The organism is Faecalicoccus pleomorphus DSM 20574, assembly GCF_000420345.1.
GTDB lineage: Bacteria > Bacillota_I > Bacilli_A > Erysipelotrichales > Erysipelotrichaceae > Faecalicoccus > Faecalicoccus pleomorphus.
Map to the genome: position 1 here is coordinate 1 of NZ_ATUT01000029.1, position 16,285 is coordinate 16,285.

Sequence of the window (16,285 nt, forward strand, 5' to 3'; positions counted from 1 at the left end):
TCCAAAAAAAGCAAGCTTTTCTCTTCCGTCCGTTCGACTTGCATGTATTAGGCATGCCGCCAGCGTTCATCCTGAGCCAGGATCAAACTCTCCATTTGATTTAACTCTTTCAGATGTCCTCTGACATCGTTTTCTCTTTTACCGAAATTGACGTTTCCTTTTTCTTTCAGGTTTGTTCTTGTTCAGTTTTCAAAGATCTCGCTCAGCGCTTTCCCGCGCCGTGCTCAGTTATATTACCAAATCCACCGCCACCCGTCAACATCTTTTTTTACTTTTTTTTAGTTTTTTTCTCCTTTTTCTTCCTTTCTCCTTTGTAATCGGTTTCATTGTCGAGTTGTCCATAAATTACGCATTTCTGTACCTATCTTATGCACAAATTTTCCGTAAAAAAAGTGATCTATTTTTTTTTGAACAGACCACTTTTTTTAAAATCTTTTCCTATTTTTCTAACTCTGCAATTTTTTGAATACGAATTTTATGTCTTTCCCCTTGTGAAAATGGTGTATTTATAAAAGTACGAACCACATCTTTACATGTTTCAATACCCATTGTTCTTTGTCCCATAGCCAACATATTGGCATCGTTATGCTCTCTTGTGAGTCGAGCCATAGTTACATCGGTACATAAAGCGCATCGTATTCCTTTTATTTTATTGGCTGAAATACTGATACCGATTCCGGTTCCACACAATACTATGCCTCTTTCTGCCTGCCCAGATACAACTTTTTCAGCACAAGCTTTGGCATAATCGGGATAATCCACACTTTTCCCATCATTGGTTCCACAGTCAATAACAGTATGTCCCTCTTTTTCCAGCATTTCTTTGATTTCATTTTTATACTGGTAAGCACCATGATCATTTGCGATTGCGATAATCATCTTTTCATCTCCTTTTTCATAGAAATAAAATCTTCTTCTTTAATATATATACTACACTTTCCATCCAAACAAGTAAATGTTCCTGAACCATCCTTGTCAATCTGTATTTTATAATCATTTCGTGTAATATCTACAAAAGAATCGAAAACATGTTCCGGTAAGGAAAAAGTCTTTTGTGAAGCCCATCCATTTGTCAAAACTACAACAATCGGATGTATGCCTTTGGCACACCAGCCGATACAATGTCTATCATCCAATCGATCTTCTATTTGATCCGCATCAAATACATATTTTCGTATCCATACCATTTCTTCTAAAAATGGCACCTGGCCCTTTTGATCATGCGCAATCCCCTTATAATCACCATAAAATACACAGGGACAATGCGTATCTCTTAATAGGATCAAGGCATAGGCATGAACCTTGAACCAATCCTGCACCCAAGACTGTAAGGCCTGCCCCGGTTGTGTGTCATGGTTATCGACAAATGCCACTGCGCTTTGTGGAGCAATCCGTGTCAGTGTTCCTTCAAAGATCTTAGACATATCGTATTGATCATAAGAATTCGATGCATCTGCCAGATGAAAATGAAGTGGCACATCAAACAACGTCATACAATAGGATGTTGTACGTAGATAGTCTTTCAATTCGTTAAGATTGCCGGACCAATACTCACCAACCGCAAAAAGATCATCCTGGTATTCCTGACGCATGGTCGCAAGCCATCTAGGGAAGAAAGTCGAATCGATGCTCTTTACCGCATCCAGTCGAAATCCATCTATGCCAGTCAAATTTTTATACCATCTTGTCCAGTGATATAGCTCATCCACAACCTTTTGATTTGAAAAATCTACATCATCTCCCATGATATAGTCATAATTTCCCTGTTCCTGCGATACATTCTCTGACCACTTTTTCGAATAAAATTCCAAAAGTTTGGTTTGTTTGGTCCTGGCATCATAGTCCGTTCCCGTAAAACAAGACCAGTCCCAGATAAAATCAGAATACTTTCCCTTGCGTCCCGGAAAGATAAACTTTGTCCACACTTCAACACTCTCTTCCGGGCTGATGGACTGATCCCGATCATTCCAGTTGATCTCTTTTGCCTGAATGGTTTCCGTCTGATCCGCACCCATACGATGATTAAAGACGATATCAGCAATCACTTCCAGCTGATTTTCATGACAACTTTGGATGGCCTGTATATACGCATCTTTTGTCCCATATTTTGTGGCAATTGTACCTTTTTGATCAAATTCACCTAAATCATACAAGTCATAAACACCATAACCTACATCATGACTGCCACCCTGTCCTTTATAAGCAGGCGGAAGCCAAATACGATCAAAACCAATCTGATGCAAATGAGCGGCATCTTTCTGCACACGATCCCAGTGCTTTCCATCCGCCGGTAAATACCATTCAAAATATTGAATCATCGTTGAATTTTTCATAAAAACTCCTACGATTTTTTAGAGAAGCGAGTGCGACAGTTTGGACAAGTAATCTCAATATTTCCTTTTCCCTTTGGCACACGAATGATCTGTGAGCATTTTGGACATACAAAGTGCTTATAACTTTTATCCTTCATATTTTTCTGCATTGCCTTTAAAGTGTGTGTTCCTTTAGAACGCAATGCGATAAATTTTGCGTTTTCAGCCTGTCTTGCATAAATATTTTTAGACATCGTACGATAAAAATATAAGAAAAAGACCATAAAGAAAAGAATGGTAAACGCAAAATGACGTATGAATAAGGATAAAACCACCAAAACAATCTCCAAAAAGAATAAAAATTGATTCAAAGAATCATTCCCATAGCGCCCTGCGAAAAAACGATATAATTTTTCTTTCATGTTTATCACCTAATGGTAATGGTAACACACTTTCTTTTAAACACGAAGAAGATTCGATTTACACCACTTAATCTTTATTTCACCTTAATAATATAGTTTTCTTTACGAGGAGCTGCTTCCCTTTTCCCTTCCGGTTTACCATATCCCAAAATGACATTGCCGATGCCTTCATAATCTTCAGAAAGTCCCCATTCTTTCATCAGCTCTTTCCCTTTTGGTGTTTTAAATACTTCTCTGGCCCGATAGATATAGCAAGAATCAACGCCCAGTGCATTCGCAGCGTTTAGTAAATTGCCGATGACCAGATTTCCATCATCACGATACGTATTAACGCGCGTATCTGCAAATACCACTACAACAACACCGGCACCATAAAACGGATCGATATCCGCATTCATGATCTGCGCATTTAACTGTGCAACCAAATCACGAACTTGTTTATTTTCGATGCAGACCATCACCGCTGATTGCTTTCCCATACCGCTTGGTGCATAGCTTCCGGCTTCTAAGATCTGATCTAAAACATTTTCTTCGATTTTTTGATCCGTATAAGCACGGCAGCTTCTTCTTGATTTTAAATCTTGTATTGTTTCTTTCATTGATATGCCTCCTAATCTGGTATTTATTATACGCTCTTTATAATATTTTGGCTTTTCTAAAACAATCTCCCATAATCCCAATCGCTTTTAAAAAAATCTCACATACTTTCACATGACTTAAAAATAATTTCTCCAAAAGATTTTTCTATACTATAAGCGTGTTAAGAGAACACAGTAAAAAAACTCTTCATATATCTCTCTCCTAAAACAATAATTATGGCAAAAGCGGCACCTAAAATGCCGCTTTTGTTTGTATATCAAAAAAGCTTTCATTAACTTTTCTGAAAATTTTTATTCACTTTTTTCATTTTATGATATACTACATTCATTAGAGGAGGATATTATGTCAGACTTAACAAAACTATATGAAACCGTTAAACAACGCAATGCAGGCGACAGTGAATTTCTGCAGGCTGTTGAAGAAGTATTTGAATCTCTGGAAATCATTGAACAAGTACACCCGGAAAAATTAGATGATGATGTACTTGCCCGCATCGTTGAACCGGAACGTCAAATCGTATTCCGCGTACCTTGGGTCGATGACAATGGTGTTACTCAGGTCAATCGTGGATTCAGAATTGAATTTAATTCCGCTTTAGGTCCATACAAAGGAGGACTTCGTTTCCATCCGTCTGTAAATATCAGTATCATCAAATTCTTAGGATTTGAACAAATCTTTAAAAACTCATTAACAACCCTGCCAATGGGTGGTGGTAAAGGTGGATCTGATTTTGATCCAAAAGGAAAAAGCGATGCCGAAGTTATGCGCTTCTGCCAGAGCTTTATGAGCGAGTTGTATCGCCACATCGGACCAAATACCGATGTTCCTGCCGGTGATATCGGTGTTGGAGGTCGTGAGATCGGTTATCTATTTGGACAATACAAACGTTTAAAAAATGAATTCAGCGGTGTACTTACCGGAAAAGGATTAACATTTGGTGGTTCTTTAATTCGTACAGAAGCTACCGGATACGGACTTTGTTATTTCACGCAGGCTTTGTTGAAAGATAACGGAACAAGCTTTGAAGGAAAAACCGTTGCCCTTTCCGGAAGTGGAAACGTAGCCATCTATGCTTGTGAAAAGGCAACACAGTTAGGTGCTAAAGTTGTCACTATGTCTGATTCTAACGGATTCATCTATGATCCGGATGGAATTGATTTAGCTTGTGTCAAAGACATTAAGGAAGTTCGTCGTGGACGTATCAAAGAATACGTAGAAACACATCCAAACGCTACTTATACAGCCAATGCTCGTCCTTGGAGTATTCCATGTGATATCGCATTGCCATGTGCTACACAAAACGAACTGGATTTAGAAGATGCCAAAGCGCTTGTAGCCAACAAAGTCTTTGCGGTATGTGAAGGTGCCAACATGCCGACTACACCGGAAGCCATTCACTATCTGATGCAGAATGGTGTATTCTATGCACCAGGTAAAGCCAGCAATGCCGGTGGTGTTGCCTGCTCCGGTCTGGAAATGAGCCAGAATGCACAGCACTTGTCCTGGACAGCGGAAGAAGTGGATAAACGTCTGGAAGCCATTATGGAAAATATCTTTGAAACATGCCGTGATACCGCAAAAGAATACGGTCACGAAAAAGAATATGTTGTCGGTGCCAACATTGCCGGTTTCTTAAAAGTAGCCGAAGCTATGAAAGCACAGGGAACTGTCTAAAAAGAGAAGAGCGATCTTCTCTTTTCTTATGCATTAAAAAAGCCGACGTTTTGTCGGCTTATTTCATCATCTCTTCAATTTTATGATATGTTTCTACCGGATCAGCACTCTTTGTGATCGAACGTCCAACTACGATATAGTCACATCCCTGCTCTTTGGCATAGGCTGGTGTCGCCACACGTTTTTGATCATCTTTTGAGTCATCCGCTAAACGAATGCCCGGTGTCACAGTCAAAAAGTCATTTCCGCAGGCTTCATGAATGGCTTTGGCCTCATGTACGGAGCAAACAACACCATCTAAACCAGCTTCTTTGGCATTTTTGGCATAATGAATTACACAATCCATAACTTCACCCGGAATTCCTAATTCTTCGTTCATGGCTTCTTTTGATGTACTTGTCAACTGGGTTACACCGATACATAAAGGGCGTTTCCCATCCACAGCCCCTTCACTTAAGCCATCGATGGCCGCTTTCATCATTGCGATACCACCGGCACAATGCACATTTACGATATCAACACCCAGCTTAGCCAAGTTTTTCATACCGCCTTTGACCGTATTCGGAATATCATGCAGCTTTAGATCCAAAAAGATATGGTGACCCATTTCTTTGACGATCTGTACCATTTCTAGACCGCAGGCATAGGTCAATTCCATACCGATCTTCACATATACCGGTTCATCAAATTGTTTTAAAAAATCAATCACTTCTTGTTTACTGGAAAAATCCAGTGCAACGATTGTTTTACTCATCTCTAAAACTCCTTCCACTTGCTTCTTTAACAGAAGCATAACCATATCGTTCCAACACTTTTGGAAGATCCTCGATGATCTTTGGACATACATAAGGATCCACAAAATTCTGGGCACCGACTTCCACCGCACTGGCACCGGCATTTAAAAACTCCAATACATCATTAGCGCTTGTAATACCACCCACACCGATAATCGGAATTTGAACGGCTTGAGCGACCTGATAGACCATACGGATGGCAACCGGTTTGATAGCAGGCCCAGACAGTCCACCGGTCACATTGGCTAATAATGGCTTGCCTGTCTTTAAATCGATGCGCATTCCCATCAATGTATTGATCAGCACTAAACCATCCGCACCAGCCTGTTCTACAGCTTTTGCGATTTCCACAATATCCGTCACATTTGGTGAAAGCTTGACATACACTGGCTTTGAAGCTGCTTCCTTGGCCATCTTTGTGACATGGGCTGCCAACTCCGGTTTGGTTCCCAGCCCAATACCTCCATGTTTTACATTCGGACAGGAGATATTCAATTCATATGCTTTTACGACCGGCTGATCATTCAGCTTACGAATGACTTCGACATAATCTTCTTCCGTGGCACCAGCTACATTGGCGATGATTTCTGTATCATATTTTGCCAAAAAAGGAAGCTCATTTTCGATGATCGAATCAACGCCTTTATTTTGAAGTCCAATCGCATTCAACATACCCGAAGGTGTTTCCGCAATACGCGGTGTCGGATTTCCAAAGCGCTCTTTTGGAGTTGCGCTTTTGATCGCAATTCCTCCCAATAAAGAAAGATCATATAACTCGGCATATTCTTTACCAAATCCAAAACATCCGCTGGCCGGGATCACCGGATTTTTTAAATGCAGTCCGGGCAGTTCTACCCTTAAATCAATCATAGCACGACCTCCTGAATCGGAAAGACCGGACCATCCTTACATACACGTAAGGCATGATCACTAGTATCCTTAACGACACAACCCATGCAGGCACCTATACCACAGGCCATTCTGGCTTCTAAAGACAAATAACCTTCTGTATATTCCTTCTGCAGCGCCTTTAACATCGGTAAAGGCCCACAGGCTAACACAAAACTAGTGCTTATTTTCTGTTCATGAATCGCATCCAGTACCGTTCCTTTGGTGCCAACGCTGCCATCCATGGTCGCAATCTGTACCTTACAGCCTAATTCTTTAAACTCCTGTTCAAAGAAAATCTGACTTTGATCATTGAAGCCTAACACAACATCAACCTGATGTCCGTTTTTTAAATATTGTTTGGCAGTCTCATACAGCGGAGGTACACCAACGCCGCCACCGACCAATAAAACATCTCTGTCTTCAATCGGAAAACCATTTCCGCAGGGTCCAAAGATATCGATCGTATCGTGCATCTTGGTCATCTGTAAAGTCCCCTCGCCTAAAATCTTATAGATGATGACAAGCGAATCGCCCTTGATTTCATTGATGGAAATCGGTCGCCTTAAAAAGAACGGGGGTACCTCGATTTCAATAAACTGCCCCGGCTTTGCCATCTTGGCTAAACCGGTCTGCAGTTCCATTTTCCATATGTCTTTAGCGATTTCTATATTCGAAAGAATCTTGGCAACTTCCTGTTTCATGCTTATTTCCCCATCTCATTCATACTGATCATAGAGAAGGATAAAGCCTCCAGTACACGTGTTAAAGCTTCAGCTGTATCTAAGGACGTCATACATGAAATATTGTTCTCTGCGGCCACACGGCGAATTAGGAAACCATCCTTGCTGGTGGAATTAGTCTTATTGCTCATCGTATTGATCACAAAGTTGACACGTCCATGGCGAATGATCTCCACAACGCTGTTGTCGCCACCTTCTTCGATCTTATTGGCATGATGTACAAACAATCCGTTTTCTTCTAACAGCTTAGCAGTCCCTTTGGTCGCATAGATTCCATAACCGATATCCGCAAAGCGTTTGGCCAGTTTCAAAGCCTCGCTTTTATCTTCATCGGCAATCGTCAACAGCACATTTCCATGCATAGGAACCGAAATACCACTGGCTACCAAAGCCTTATATAATGCTTTTTCCAGGTTTACATCTGATCCTAATGCTTCTCCGGTTGATTTCATTTCCGGACCTAATACCGTATCGACATGGCGCAGCTTCGCAAAAGAGAATACCGGTGCTTTGACAAAGACATGATGCTTGTCATCCGGATGATAGCCCGGTGTATAGCCCTGCTCAACAATGGAATGTCCTAAAATAGCCTTCGTTGCGATATTGGACATTTGAATGCCCGTGATCTTTGAAAGGAATGGAACAGTACGGCTGGATCGTGGATTGACCTCTAAGACATACACATTTTCATCCTTATCGACGATAAACTGAATGTTGTACAAACCGATGAAATGGAACCCTTTTCCAATGCGAATTCCATAATCGATGATTGTTTCTTTGACTTTCTCGGAAATGATCTGTGTCGGATAGACACTGATGGAGTCTCCGGAGTGCACACCGGCACGTTCAATGTGTTCCATGACACCTGGAATAAATACGTTTTCTCCATCGGCAATCGCATCGATTTCCAATTCTTTTCCAACGATATATTTATCAACCAGAATCGGTGCATCATGGCTGATTTCCTTAACAGCTGTAGCCATATAAACCTTTAGTTCATCATCATTATGTACGATTTCCATCGCACGTCCACCTAAGACATAGCTTGGACGAACCAATACCGGATAACCGATCTTCTGTGCGATGACCAAAGCTTCTTCCACCGTAACGGCGGTTTCTCCCTGTGGTTGTGGAATATCCAGTTTTCGTAACATCGCTTCAAATTCATGACGATCCTCAGCACGATCAATGTCTTCCAAAGATGTACCTAAAATCTTAACACCGTGTTGTACTAAAGAATCCGCTAAGTTAATGGCGGTCTGTCCACCAAACTGTACGATTACCCCTAATGGTTTTTCCAGTTCGATGACATGCATGACATCTTCCGTTGTCAATGGCTCAAAATACAGCTTATCACTGATTGAGAAATCCGTGGATACAGTTTCCGGGTTGTTGTTGATGATGATTGCTTCATAGCCTGCTTCACGTAATGTTTCCACACAATGTACAGTCGCATAGTCAAATTCAACACCCTGTCCGATACGGATCGGTCCGGAACCCAAAACAACGATCTTCTTACGATCTGAGCAGATCGATTCATTTTCTTCTTCATAGCTGGAATAGAAGTAAGGCGTGGCACTGGTAAACTCACCGGCACAAGTATCGACCATCTTGTAAACCGGGAATATTCCATTGGCCTTACGCAGATCATAAACTTCCTTTTCCCTCATATTCCAGTTTTTCGCAATATAGCTATCAGAGAATCCGTTTTTCTTTAAAACCTTTAAGGTTTCCACATCCTTTACGTGCGCCATCATTTCCTGTTCTAAATCAATGATGCGTTTGATGTGATGAATAAAGAACGAATCCATCTTGGTTTCTTTTAAGATGATGGACATATCAAATCCATTACGTAACCATTGGGCAATCGCAAAGATACGCTCATCATCGCTGTTTTTGATCTTTTCTAACAGCTGCATCTGATCCATGGAAGCAAATTCAGCCTTATAAATATGATCTACCTTCATTTCCAGGGAACGCACGGCTTTTAAGAATGACTCTTCAAAGGTACGACCGATCGACATGATTTCCCCGGTTGCCTTCATCTGTGTTCCTAGATGACGATCTGCACTTGGGAATTTATCAAATGGGAAACGAGGGAATTTTGTGACAATGTAGTCAATGGCCGGTTCAAAGCAGGCATAGCTTGTCTTTGTGATCGGGTTTAAGATCTCATCCAAGGTCAAGCCAACCGCCAGTTTGGCTGAAATCTTGGCAATCGGATATCCTGTTGCCTTACTGGCCAAAGCTGATGAACGAGATACACGAGGGTTAACCTCAATGACATAATATTTAAAGCTTTCTGGATCTAAAGCCAGCTGTACATTACAGCCACCACAGATCTTTAAAGCACGAATAATCTTTAAAGAAGCGCTTCGCAACATCTGATTTTCACGATCGGTCAAGGTCTGCACCGGAGCCACAACAATACTATCTCCGGTATGGATACCTACCGGATCGATGTTTTCCATGTTACAAACGACGATAGCATTATCGTTGGCATCACGCATAACTTCGTATTCGATTTCTTTATAACCGGCAATGCTTTGTTCGATCAAACATTGCCCAACCGGTGAAATCTTCAATCCGGCTTCACAAATCTCGCGTAATTCTTCTTCATTATCCGCAAAACCGCCGCCTGTTCCCCCTAAGGTATAAGCCGGCCGCACAACAACCGGATAGCCATGCGTATTACAGAACTCTACAGCCAGATCAACAGTATGTACGATGGCACTTTCCGGTACCGGCTCTTTGATTTCCTGCATCAAAGCACGGAATAATTCACGGTCTTCGGCACGATTGATCGCATGCAGATCGGTTCCCAGAATTTCTACACCACATTCATCCAAAATACCATCATTATGCAGATCGACAACCAGGTTCAAACCTGTCTGGCCTCCAAGAGATCCCAAAATCGCATCCGGTCTTTCTTTATAAATGACACGTTTGGCAAAATCCAAAGTAATCGGTTCTATATAAACACGATCGGCAATGGTCGTGTCGGTCATGATCGTAGCCGGGTTAGAGTTGATCAAAATAACTTCATACCCTTCTTCACGAAGTGACTGGCAGGCCTGACTTCCGGCATAATCAAATTCGGCTGCCTGTCCGATAACGATCGGTCCCGAACCGATCACAAGTATCTTATGTATATCCTGACGTTTAGGCATAGTGATCCTCCTTTTCCATCAGTTCCATGAAATCATCGAATAAATGTCCGGAATCTAACGGTCCGGCACTGGCCTCCGGATGGAACTGCACACTGAAACAAGGATAGTCTTTATGACGTACTCCTTCACAGCTTTTATCATTTAACGCCTGATGTGTCATCTCCAGACGTGTGTTTTTCAAAGAATCGATATCGACCGCAAAGCCATGATTCTGGCTGGTAATCTCTACCTTTCCGGTTTTTAGATCCATCACTGGATGATTGGCTCCACGATGACCGAATTTTAACTTATACGTTTTGGCTCCACAGGCTAAAGAAATCAGCTGATGTCCCAAACAGATTCCAAATACAACCGTTTGCGGAATCAATTTTTGAATTGTATCGATGGCCACCTGTACATCCTCCGGGTTCCCTGGACCATTTGACAACATTACCCCATCCGGATGAAAGCCCATGATCACATCCGCCGGTGTATCATATGGTACGACGATCAAATCACAGCCACGTTTGGATAGTTCCCGGACAATGCCAAGCTTGGCACCAAAATCCATCAGTACGACCTTTTTACCACGATTAGGAATCGGGAAGATCTTTTGTGAACTGACACGTTTCACCTGATCATGCAGGTAATCCGTTTCCTGTAACATTTTTACAATCGCATCCACATCGGCATCTACATTTGCCAAAGTAGCACGCATCGTTCCTTTATCACGCAGCTTACGTGTAATCGCACGTGTATCGATACCGTAAATACCCGGAATATTTTCACGTTTCAAATATGTATCCAGTGTTTCCTGGCTTCGCCAGTTGTTTGGTTCATCACAATAATCCTTAACGACAAAGCCAAACACAGCCGGAACAATACTTTCGTTATCATCACGGTTGACTCCATAATTTCCAATCAACGGGTATGTCATCATGACGATCTGTCCACAATAGGAATTGTCCGTCAAAATTTCCTGATACCCTGTCATGGAAGTATTGAAGACCAATTCTCCAATTTGAAAGTTGTCACTTCCAAAGGCAGTTCCACGATAGCAACTGCCATCTTCTAAAATCAGTAATCTTTCCATATATTCTATCCTTTCCACACCGTCTTCGAACCAACAATTGTTTCCCTGATGGCACCATATACTTTCCAGCCATCAAACGGTGTATTTTTCCCTTTTGACAGAAATTGCGATGCATCGATCACACTTTCATGCGCCAGATCCACTAAAACCAGATCCGGACGATAACCGACCTCAATGGCTCCGATCTTTTCCAAGCCAAAGCGCTTGGCCGGTGCACCGGACATCCAGTTCACCAGCTGTGCCAATGTCCAGCGCTTTTGTTTTTTCACAAACTCCGTATATAATAAAGGAAAACTGGTTTCTAACGAAACAATACCGAATGGCGCTTTATCCATTGGGCGATCTTTTTCCTCTTTTGTATGCGGCGCATGATCATTGGCAATCATATCCAGCGATCCATTTTCTAATCCTTCGATCAAAGCCATACGATCTTCATGGGAGCGTAAAGGCGGATTCATCTTCCAGTTTGTTCCCTGCACATCCTGATCTTCCAACAACAAGTGATGCGCTGTAACTTCCCCTGTCACATCGGCTCCCTTTTCTTTATATTCTTTTAAAGCTTCCACGCTTTCTTTAGCACTGATATGACAGGCATGATACGCATTGCCAATCTGTTGAGACAGTTGCAGATCGCGAATCAACTGCGCACTTTCACAGGCACTTGGGATACCCAACCACCCTTTTTGGCGATTGACTTCACTGTCATGTACGCAGGCCCCCGGTTTTCGATAAGACATATCTTCGGTATGTGCCACGATCATACAATCATTTCCTCTGGCCGTTTCCATCGCCTGAGCCATAACTTCCGCAGTAGAAACACCAACGCCATCATCACTAAACCAGCGAATGCCAAATCGTTCTTTGATGGCCTTCATATCGACAACCTCTTTACTGGCCTCTTCTTTGGTGATACAGGCGTATGGGTGCACATGCACAACGGCATCCTGATTGATTTTTTCAACATACATCTGAATCGTTTGTACATCATCCGGATACGGGATGACATTAGGCATACAGAAAATCGTAGTAAAGCCACCATGGGCGGCCGCCAATGTTCCGGTATGAATCGTTTCTTTTTGCGTATAGCCAGGTTCTCGCAAATGCACATGCACATCCACCAAACCCGGAATGACCGTTAATCCAGAAGCATCGATAATTTCAGCATCGGCCTGAATATTCTCTTCGATCTTTATAATTTCTTGTTCATCAAATAAAATATCTTTTTTGACAATCCCCTGCGATGTCAGCACATTTCCATTTTTTATCAGTCGCATCTTATTTCTCCTCGAATGGGGCAAATCCAAAGGCACGCTTTAATACTGCTTTTCGCACTAAAACACCATTGGCCATTTGCTTAAAAATACGGCTTTTTGGTGCTTCAACCAGGTCAGAATCAATTTCGATATCGCGATTAAACGGTGCCGGATGCATCACAATCGCATGTTTTTTCATACGGTTGTAACGCTCCTTGGTCAATCCATATCTTTGTAGATACTGCTCTTTGGTCAAATGCGCCAAGGTAGCTCCTCTTTCTCGCTGGATACGAAGCATCATTACGACATCCGCCCATTCAACCGCTTCATCCAAAGGCATCGTCGGATACCCCGGACGTTCCCATTCTTCCGGTCCACAGAAACGAACTTCACTGCCCATTCTTTCCAATGTGGATTTATTGGAAGCAGCCACACGTGAATGCAGGATATCTCCACAAATGACAATCTTTAAGCCCTTCAGCGTTCCAAATTCATTTTGCATGGTCAACAGATCCAACAGGCACTGTGTCGGATGATTACCGGCACCATCTCCAGCATTCAAGATCGGAACCTGAATTTCTTCCAACTCTTTAAAGTACTCCGTTTTAGGATGACGGATCACAAAAGCATCATAACCAACCATCTCAAAGGTCTTGATCGTATCCAAAAACGTTTCTCCTTTGGTCACACTGCTGGTTTCCGCATTGAAATCAGCCACCTTGCAGCCTAGCTGCAGCTCTGCACTTTCAAAAGAATAATGCGTTCTGGTGCTTGGCTCAAAAAAAAGATTAGCAACCAGACACTTTTTCAAAGGTAATTGCCAATCTGAATAGGAACTATTAAAAAGTCTTGCATCATTTAAGATACTCAAGATCTCATCCACAGATAGATCGTTCATGGAACATAAGGAATTTTTGTTCATACACATCCTCCTTTATCTCCCTTAAAAAAAGGATTTAAAACGCGTTCAAATCCCCTTCCTATTTACTAGGTGTATTCTATCATACTTCCCCTCGATTTCCAATCAGTTTATCGAAAAAACAATTGACCTGTAAATGACTGTATTATACGATTAAGTCATAAAGAAACCTCGTACTTTCTCTCTTTGTTCTATCCATAATTTCATAACCCGCATCATATACAAAAAAAGGAGATTACCTATGAAAAAAACATTAAAGATCTTTGCGGTCATTTTGGTTACATGCATCTTGTTGGCAGCCGCCGGAGTCGGATATTTAAGCATTCGTGAATACCGCCCGGAATCTGTAGAAATCCTGCAAGTGCCAAGTCAGAATAAGGTTTTAGATGCCAAGGATAGTTTACACATTCTCACTTATAATATAGGATATGCCGGCCTTGACAAAGACATGGATTTTTTCATGGATGGCGGCACAAAAGTCAATCCGGAATCGAAAGAAAAGGTAGAGACAAACTTGCAAGGTATCCAGCAAATTCTAAAAGATCAAAGTGCTGACATCTATCTTCTACAAGAAGTGGATACAAATTCTGGCCGATCGTTTCACATCAATGAACAAGAATATCTGGAAGACAACCTGAATCAAAGCGGTGTACTGGCGTATAACTTTAAATGCGACTATGTGCCTTATCCGTTTCCGCCCATTGGAAAAGTAGAAAGCGGTATCCTGACCATGACGAATTATTCGATTTCACAGGCAAGCAGAATCTCTTTACCGGAATCCTTTTCATGGCCTACTAAAATTTGTAACTTAAAACGCTGTATGTTAGAAACAAGAATCCAGATTAAAAATACAGATAAAGAACTGGTCATCATCAATTTCCATCTGGAAGCCTATGACAGCGGTGAAGGCAAAATTGCTCAGAGTAAAAAGCTGGCGAAAAAGCTGCAGGAAGAATATGAAAAAGGTAATTATGTCATTGCCGGTGGCGATTTTAACCAGACATTTGAAGGAATGGACACGTATCCCATCACAAACAAGGAAAACTGGGTGCCCGGCATTATGCGTCAGGAGGACCTACCTGAACACTTTACCTTCTCCAATGCCGATAATGCACCAACCTGTCGTTTACTTAATGAAGTCTATCAAAAAGATTCTCAGGTATATGTGATCGATGGCTTTATCGTATCCGATAATATAGAAGTTACATTCATTCAAAATATAGATACTAGTTTTGAATACACCGATCATCAACCTGTTTCTATGCGAATAAAACTTATATGATAAAAATAGAAGGAGTCTACGGATTCCTTCTATAAAATGTGTTCAATTCAATTTTTCTATGCCTTTTTCTCCAAAATCTTCATAATATCCTCTCTTGAGGATGGCTCCACTGACAACATATCCATTGCCTGCTCAACGTTGGTTGCAATATGATTTTTGACCAGTTGTAGAACACTATCAGCCTTTCCTCTCAGCTCACTTTTCTCGATCAATGCCTTGCTAAATGTACACATCTTCCTGACCTCCTCCTCTTCCTCTTTTTCTAATAGTATATCATATTTTTTCTCTAGGATTTCTAGGATCTGCTCCGCCTTCCTGTTTGACAGAAAGATCAGCTGTATGAACTCCATCACATCTCTGGGGCGCTTCATGATCTCTTCGGTAGAAATCGTATCGATATCGTCTCCGGGGATACAGGATCAGGACTTCCATTGTATCCTTACTTCTTTGTTTTGCCCTTTCCCGGATCGATTCCCTGCGGTTCCATATCGACCCAGAGCCTTCTTTTCGGATCCTTTGGATGGGCAAACTTAAACAGCAGGTCATAGCAAACCTTACTGTCCGGCATCTTGAGATCCTCTACATTTTGGCTGACCACTTTATTCGATGTTGGATCCGTATCCAGCCGGTCATAAATCTCCTTTAAGGAAAGATGCCTGTATTCGGATAAGCACTCTTTATAGAGATAGGCCAGGATCTTTTTCAGAGACAGGATCTTCTTGCACTGGGCATCATAGGATCGTTGGGGATCCTTCAACAAAGCTTCCCAAGCTTTTCTTTCTTGCATCGTTTTTCACCTCTCTTGCGTTACACATAGATGGAATTTAGAAACCTTCCTATTATTAGTTACGATAAAAATTCATAAAACTATGAAAAAAAGTTGAATTTTTTTAAAACAGTTCTTAATACCCAGATAAAGAAAACTATGCCCCATAATCTAAAAAAGAATCAGGTTTATTTCTTCCCCTGATTCTTGACCGCATCCATCTTAGCCTGAATTTCTTCTGGATCTCCCAAATAACGATGTGATACAGCTTTTAGATTCTCATTCAATTCCATCACTAACGGCACACCGGTAGGAATATTCACATTGATAATAGCTTCATCTGAAATATCATTTAAATATTTAAACAAAGCACGAAGTGAATTACCATGT

16 protein-coding genes and 1 rRNA gene are annotated in these 16,285 nt (G+C 41.5%); 2 read left to right on the forward strand and 15 right to left on the reverse strand.

The features are described from left to right. The 5 genes from G413_RS11860 to G413_RS0109835 all read right to left on the reverse strand — a co-directional run. A 16S ribosomal RNA gene (locus G413_RS11860) occupies positions 1–98 on the reverse strand; the annotation flags it as partial. 340 nt (positions 99–438) lie between these two features. Further along, entirely contained in the window at positions 439–879 is a 441-nt protein-coding gene (gene rpiB, locus G413_RS0109820) for a ribose 5-phosphate isomerase B (RefSeq protein ID WP_022790697.1), read from the reverse strand. Beyond that, positions 876–2,333: an alpha-amylase gene (locus G413_RS0109825; RefSeq protein WP_022790698.1), complete on the reverse strand. Its 1,458-nt coding sequence runs from the start codon at positions 2,331–2,333 to the stop codon at positions 876–878. Before G413_RS0109825 ends, rpiB begins: the two co-directional genes overlap by 4 nt. A gap of 8 nt (positions 2,334–2,341) precedes the next feature. Continuing rightward, positions 2,342–2,734, reverse strand: a complete 393-nt coding sequence (locus G413_RS0109830) for a BRcat domain-containing protein (protein ID WP_022790699.1) — start codon at positions 2,732–2,734, stop codon at positions 2,342–2,344. Between the two features lie 74 nt (positions 2,735–2,808). After that, entirely contained in the window at positions 2,809–3,333 is a 525-nt protein-coding gene (locus tag G413_RS0109835; RefSeq protein WP_022790700.1) for a nitroreductase family protein, read from the reverse strand. Between the two features lie 343 nt (positions 3,334–3,676). Between G413_RS0109835 and gdhA the strand changes: the two genes are divergently transcribed. Continuing rightward, complete coding sequence (gene gdhA / locus G413_RS0109840; protein ID WP_022790701.1) at positions 3,677–5,008, forward strand: NADP-specific glutamate dehydrogenase; 1,332 nt, start codon at positions 3,677–3,679, stop codon at positions 5,006–5,008. Positions 5,009–5,066: 58 nt separating this feature from the next. Here the strand turns inward: gdhA and pyrF are convergent, their stop codons facing one another. From pyrF to G413_RS0109875, 7 genes are read right to left on the reverse strand one after another with little or no spacing between them, the layout of a single operon-like run. After that, a complete protein-coding gene (gene pyrF / locus G413_RS0109845; RefSeq protein WP_022790702.1) occupies positions 5,067–5,762 on the reverse strand; it encodes an orotidine-5'-phosphate decarboxylase in 696 nt (231 codons plus the stop codon). Further along, complete coding sequence (locus G413_RS0109850) at positions 5,755–6,669, reverse strand: dihydroorotate dehydrogenase (RefSeq protein ID WP_027969169.1); 915 nt, start codon at positions 6,667–6,669, stop codon at positions 5,755–5,757. The genes pyrF and G413_RS0109850 overlap by 8 nt, the downstream gene beginning before the upstream one ends. Next, positions 6,669–7,394, reverse strand: a complete 726-nt coding sequence (locus tag G413_RS0109855; RefSeq protein ID WP_022790704.1) for a dihydroorotate dehydrogenase electron transfer subunit — start codon at positions 7,392–7,394, stop codon at positions 6,669–6,671. The genes G413_RS0109850 and G413_RS0109855 overlap by 1 nt, the downstream gene beginning before the upstream one ends. 2 nt (positions 7,395–7,396) lie before the next feature. Further along, positions 7,397–10,603, reverse strand: a complete 3,207-nt coding sequence (gene carB, locus G413_RS0109860; RefSeq protein WP_022790705.1) for a carbamoyl-phosphate synthase large subunit — start codon at positions 10,601–10,603, stop codon at positions 7,397–7,399. Next, positions 10,596–11,675: a glutamine-hydrolyzing carbamoyl-phosphate synthase small subunit gene (carA, locus tag G413_RS0109865; protein ID WP_022790706.1), complete on the reverse strand. Its 1,080-nt coding sequence runs from the start codon at positions 11,673–11,675 to the stop codon at positions 10,596–10,598. Before carA ends, carB begins: the two co-directional genes overlap by 8 nt. 5 nt (positions 11,676–11,680) lie before the next feature. Continuing rightward, positions 11,681–12,949, reverse strand: coding sequence for a dihydroorotase (locus G413_RS0109870; protein ID WP_022790707.1), 1,269 nt, complete (start codon positions 12,947–12,949; stop codon positions 11,681–11,683). A gap of 1 nt (position 12,950) precedes the next feature. Beyond that, positions 12,951–13,850 (reverse strand): aspartate carbamoyltransferase catalytic subunit, encoded by a 900-nt coding sequence (locus G413_RS0109875; protein WP_022790708.1) that lies wholly within the window; start codon positions 13,848–13,850, stop codon positions 12,951–12,953. Between the two features lie 238 nt (positions 13,851–14,088). On the opposite strand from G413_RS0109875, the gene G413_RS0109880 reads away from it, so the two are divergent. Next, positions 14,089–15,129 (forward strand): endonuclease/exonuclease/phosphatase family protein, encoded by a 1,041-nt coding sequence (locus tag G413_RS0109880; RefSeq protein ID WP_022790709.1) that lies wholly within the window; start codon positions 14,089–14,091, stop codon positions 15,127–15,129. 56 nt (positions 15,130–15,185) lie between these two features. On the opposite strand, the gene G413_RS0109885 is transcribed toward G413_RS0109880, so the two are convergent. From G413_RS0109885 to G413_RS0109895, 3 genes are all read right to left on the reverse strand, one after another. Beyond that, complete coding sequence (locus G413_RS0109885) at positions 15,186–15,500, reverse strand: hypothetical protein (protein WP_022790710.1); 315 nt, start codon at positions 15,498–15,500, stop codon at positions 15,186–15,188. 68 nt (positions 15,501–15,568) lie between these two features. Further along, entirely contained in the window at positions 15,569–15,916 is a 348-nt protein-coding gene (locus G413_RS11495) for a hypothetical protein (RefSeq protein ID WP_022790711.1), read from the reverse strand. A gap of 167 nt (positions 15,917–16,083) precedes the next feature. Next, positions 16,084–16,285, reverse strand: a 202-nt coding sequence (locus tag G413_RS0109895) for a 2,3-bisphosphoglycerate-dependent phosphoglycerate mutase (protein WP_027969170.1), incomplete at its 5' end; no start/stop codon positions are given.

What these genes read in the sequence shown, in the direction of transcription:
- rpiB (WP_022790697.1), bottom strand. Translation starts at nt 879, where the DNA reads ATGATTATCGCAATCGCAAATGATCATGGTGCTTACCAGTATAAAAAT.
- G413_RS0109855 (WP_022790704.1), bottom strand. Translation starts at nt 7,394, where the DNA reads ATGAAACAGGAAGTTGCCAAGATTCTTTCGAATATAGAAATCGCTAAA.
- G413_RS0109835 (WP_022790700.1), bottom strand. Translation starts at nt 3,333, where the DNA reads ATGAAAGAAACAATACAAGATTTAAAATCAAGAAGAAGCTGCCGTGCT.
- G413_RS11495 (WP_022790711.1), bottom strand. Translation starts at nt 15,916, where the DNA reads ATGCAAGAAAGAAAAGCTTGGGAAGCTTTGTTGAAGGATCCCCAACGA.
- G413_RS0109870 (WP_022790707.1), bottom strand. Translation starts at nt 12,949, where the DNA reads ATGCGACTGATAAAAAATGGAAATGTGCTGACATCGCAGGGGATTGTC.
- gdhA (WP_022790701.1), top strand. Translation starts at nt 3,677, where the DNA reads ATGTCAGACTTAACAAAACTATATGAAACCGTTAAACAACGCAATGCA.
- G413_RS0109830 (WP_022790699.1), bottom strand. Translation starts at nt 2,734, where the DNA reads ATGAAAGAAAAATTATATCGTTTTTTCGCAGGGCGCTATGGGAATGAT.
- G413_RS0109875 (WP_022790708.1), bottom strand. Translation starts at nt 13,850, where the DNA reads ATGAACAAAAATTCCTTATGTTCCATGAACGATCTATCTGTGGATGAG.
- G413_RS0109885 (WP_022790710.1), bottom strand. Translation starts at nt 15,500, where the DNA reads ATGAAGCGCCCCAGAGATGTGATGGAGTTCATACAGCTGATCTTTCTG.
- carA (WP_022790706.1), bottom strand. Translation starts at nt 11,675, where the DNA reads ATGGAAAGATTACTGATTTTAGAAGATGGCAGTTGCTATCGTGGAACT.
- G413_RS0109880 (WP_022790709.1), top strand. Translation starts at nt 14,089, where the DNA reads ATGAAAAAAACATTAAAGATCTTTGCGGTCATTTTGGTTACATGCATC.
- carB (WP_022790705.1), bottom strand. Translation starts at nt 10,603, where the DNA reads ATGCCTAAACGTCAGGATATACATAAGATACTTGTGATCGGTTCGGGA.
- pyrF (WP_022790702.1), bottom strand. Translation starts at nt 5,762, where the DNA reads ATGAGTAAAACAATCGTTGCACTGGATTTTTCCAGTAAACAAGAAGTG.
- G413_RS0109825 (WP_022790698.1), bottom strand. Translation starts at nt 2,333, where the DNA reads ATGAAAAATTCAACGATGATTCAATATTTTGAATGGTATTTACCGGCG.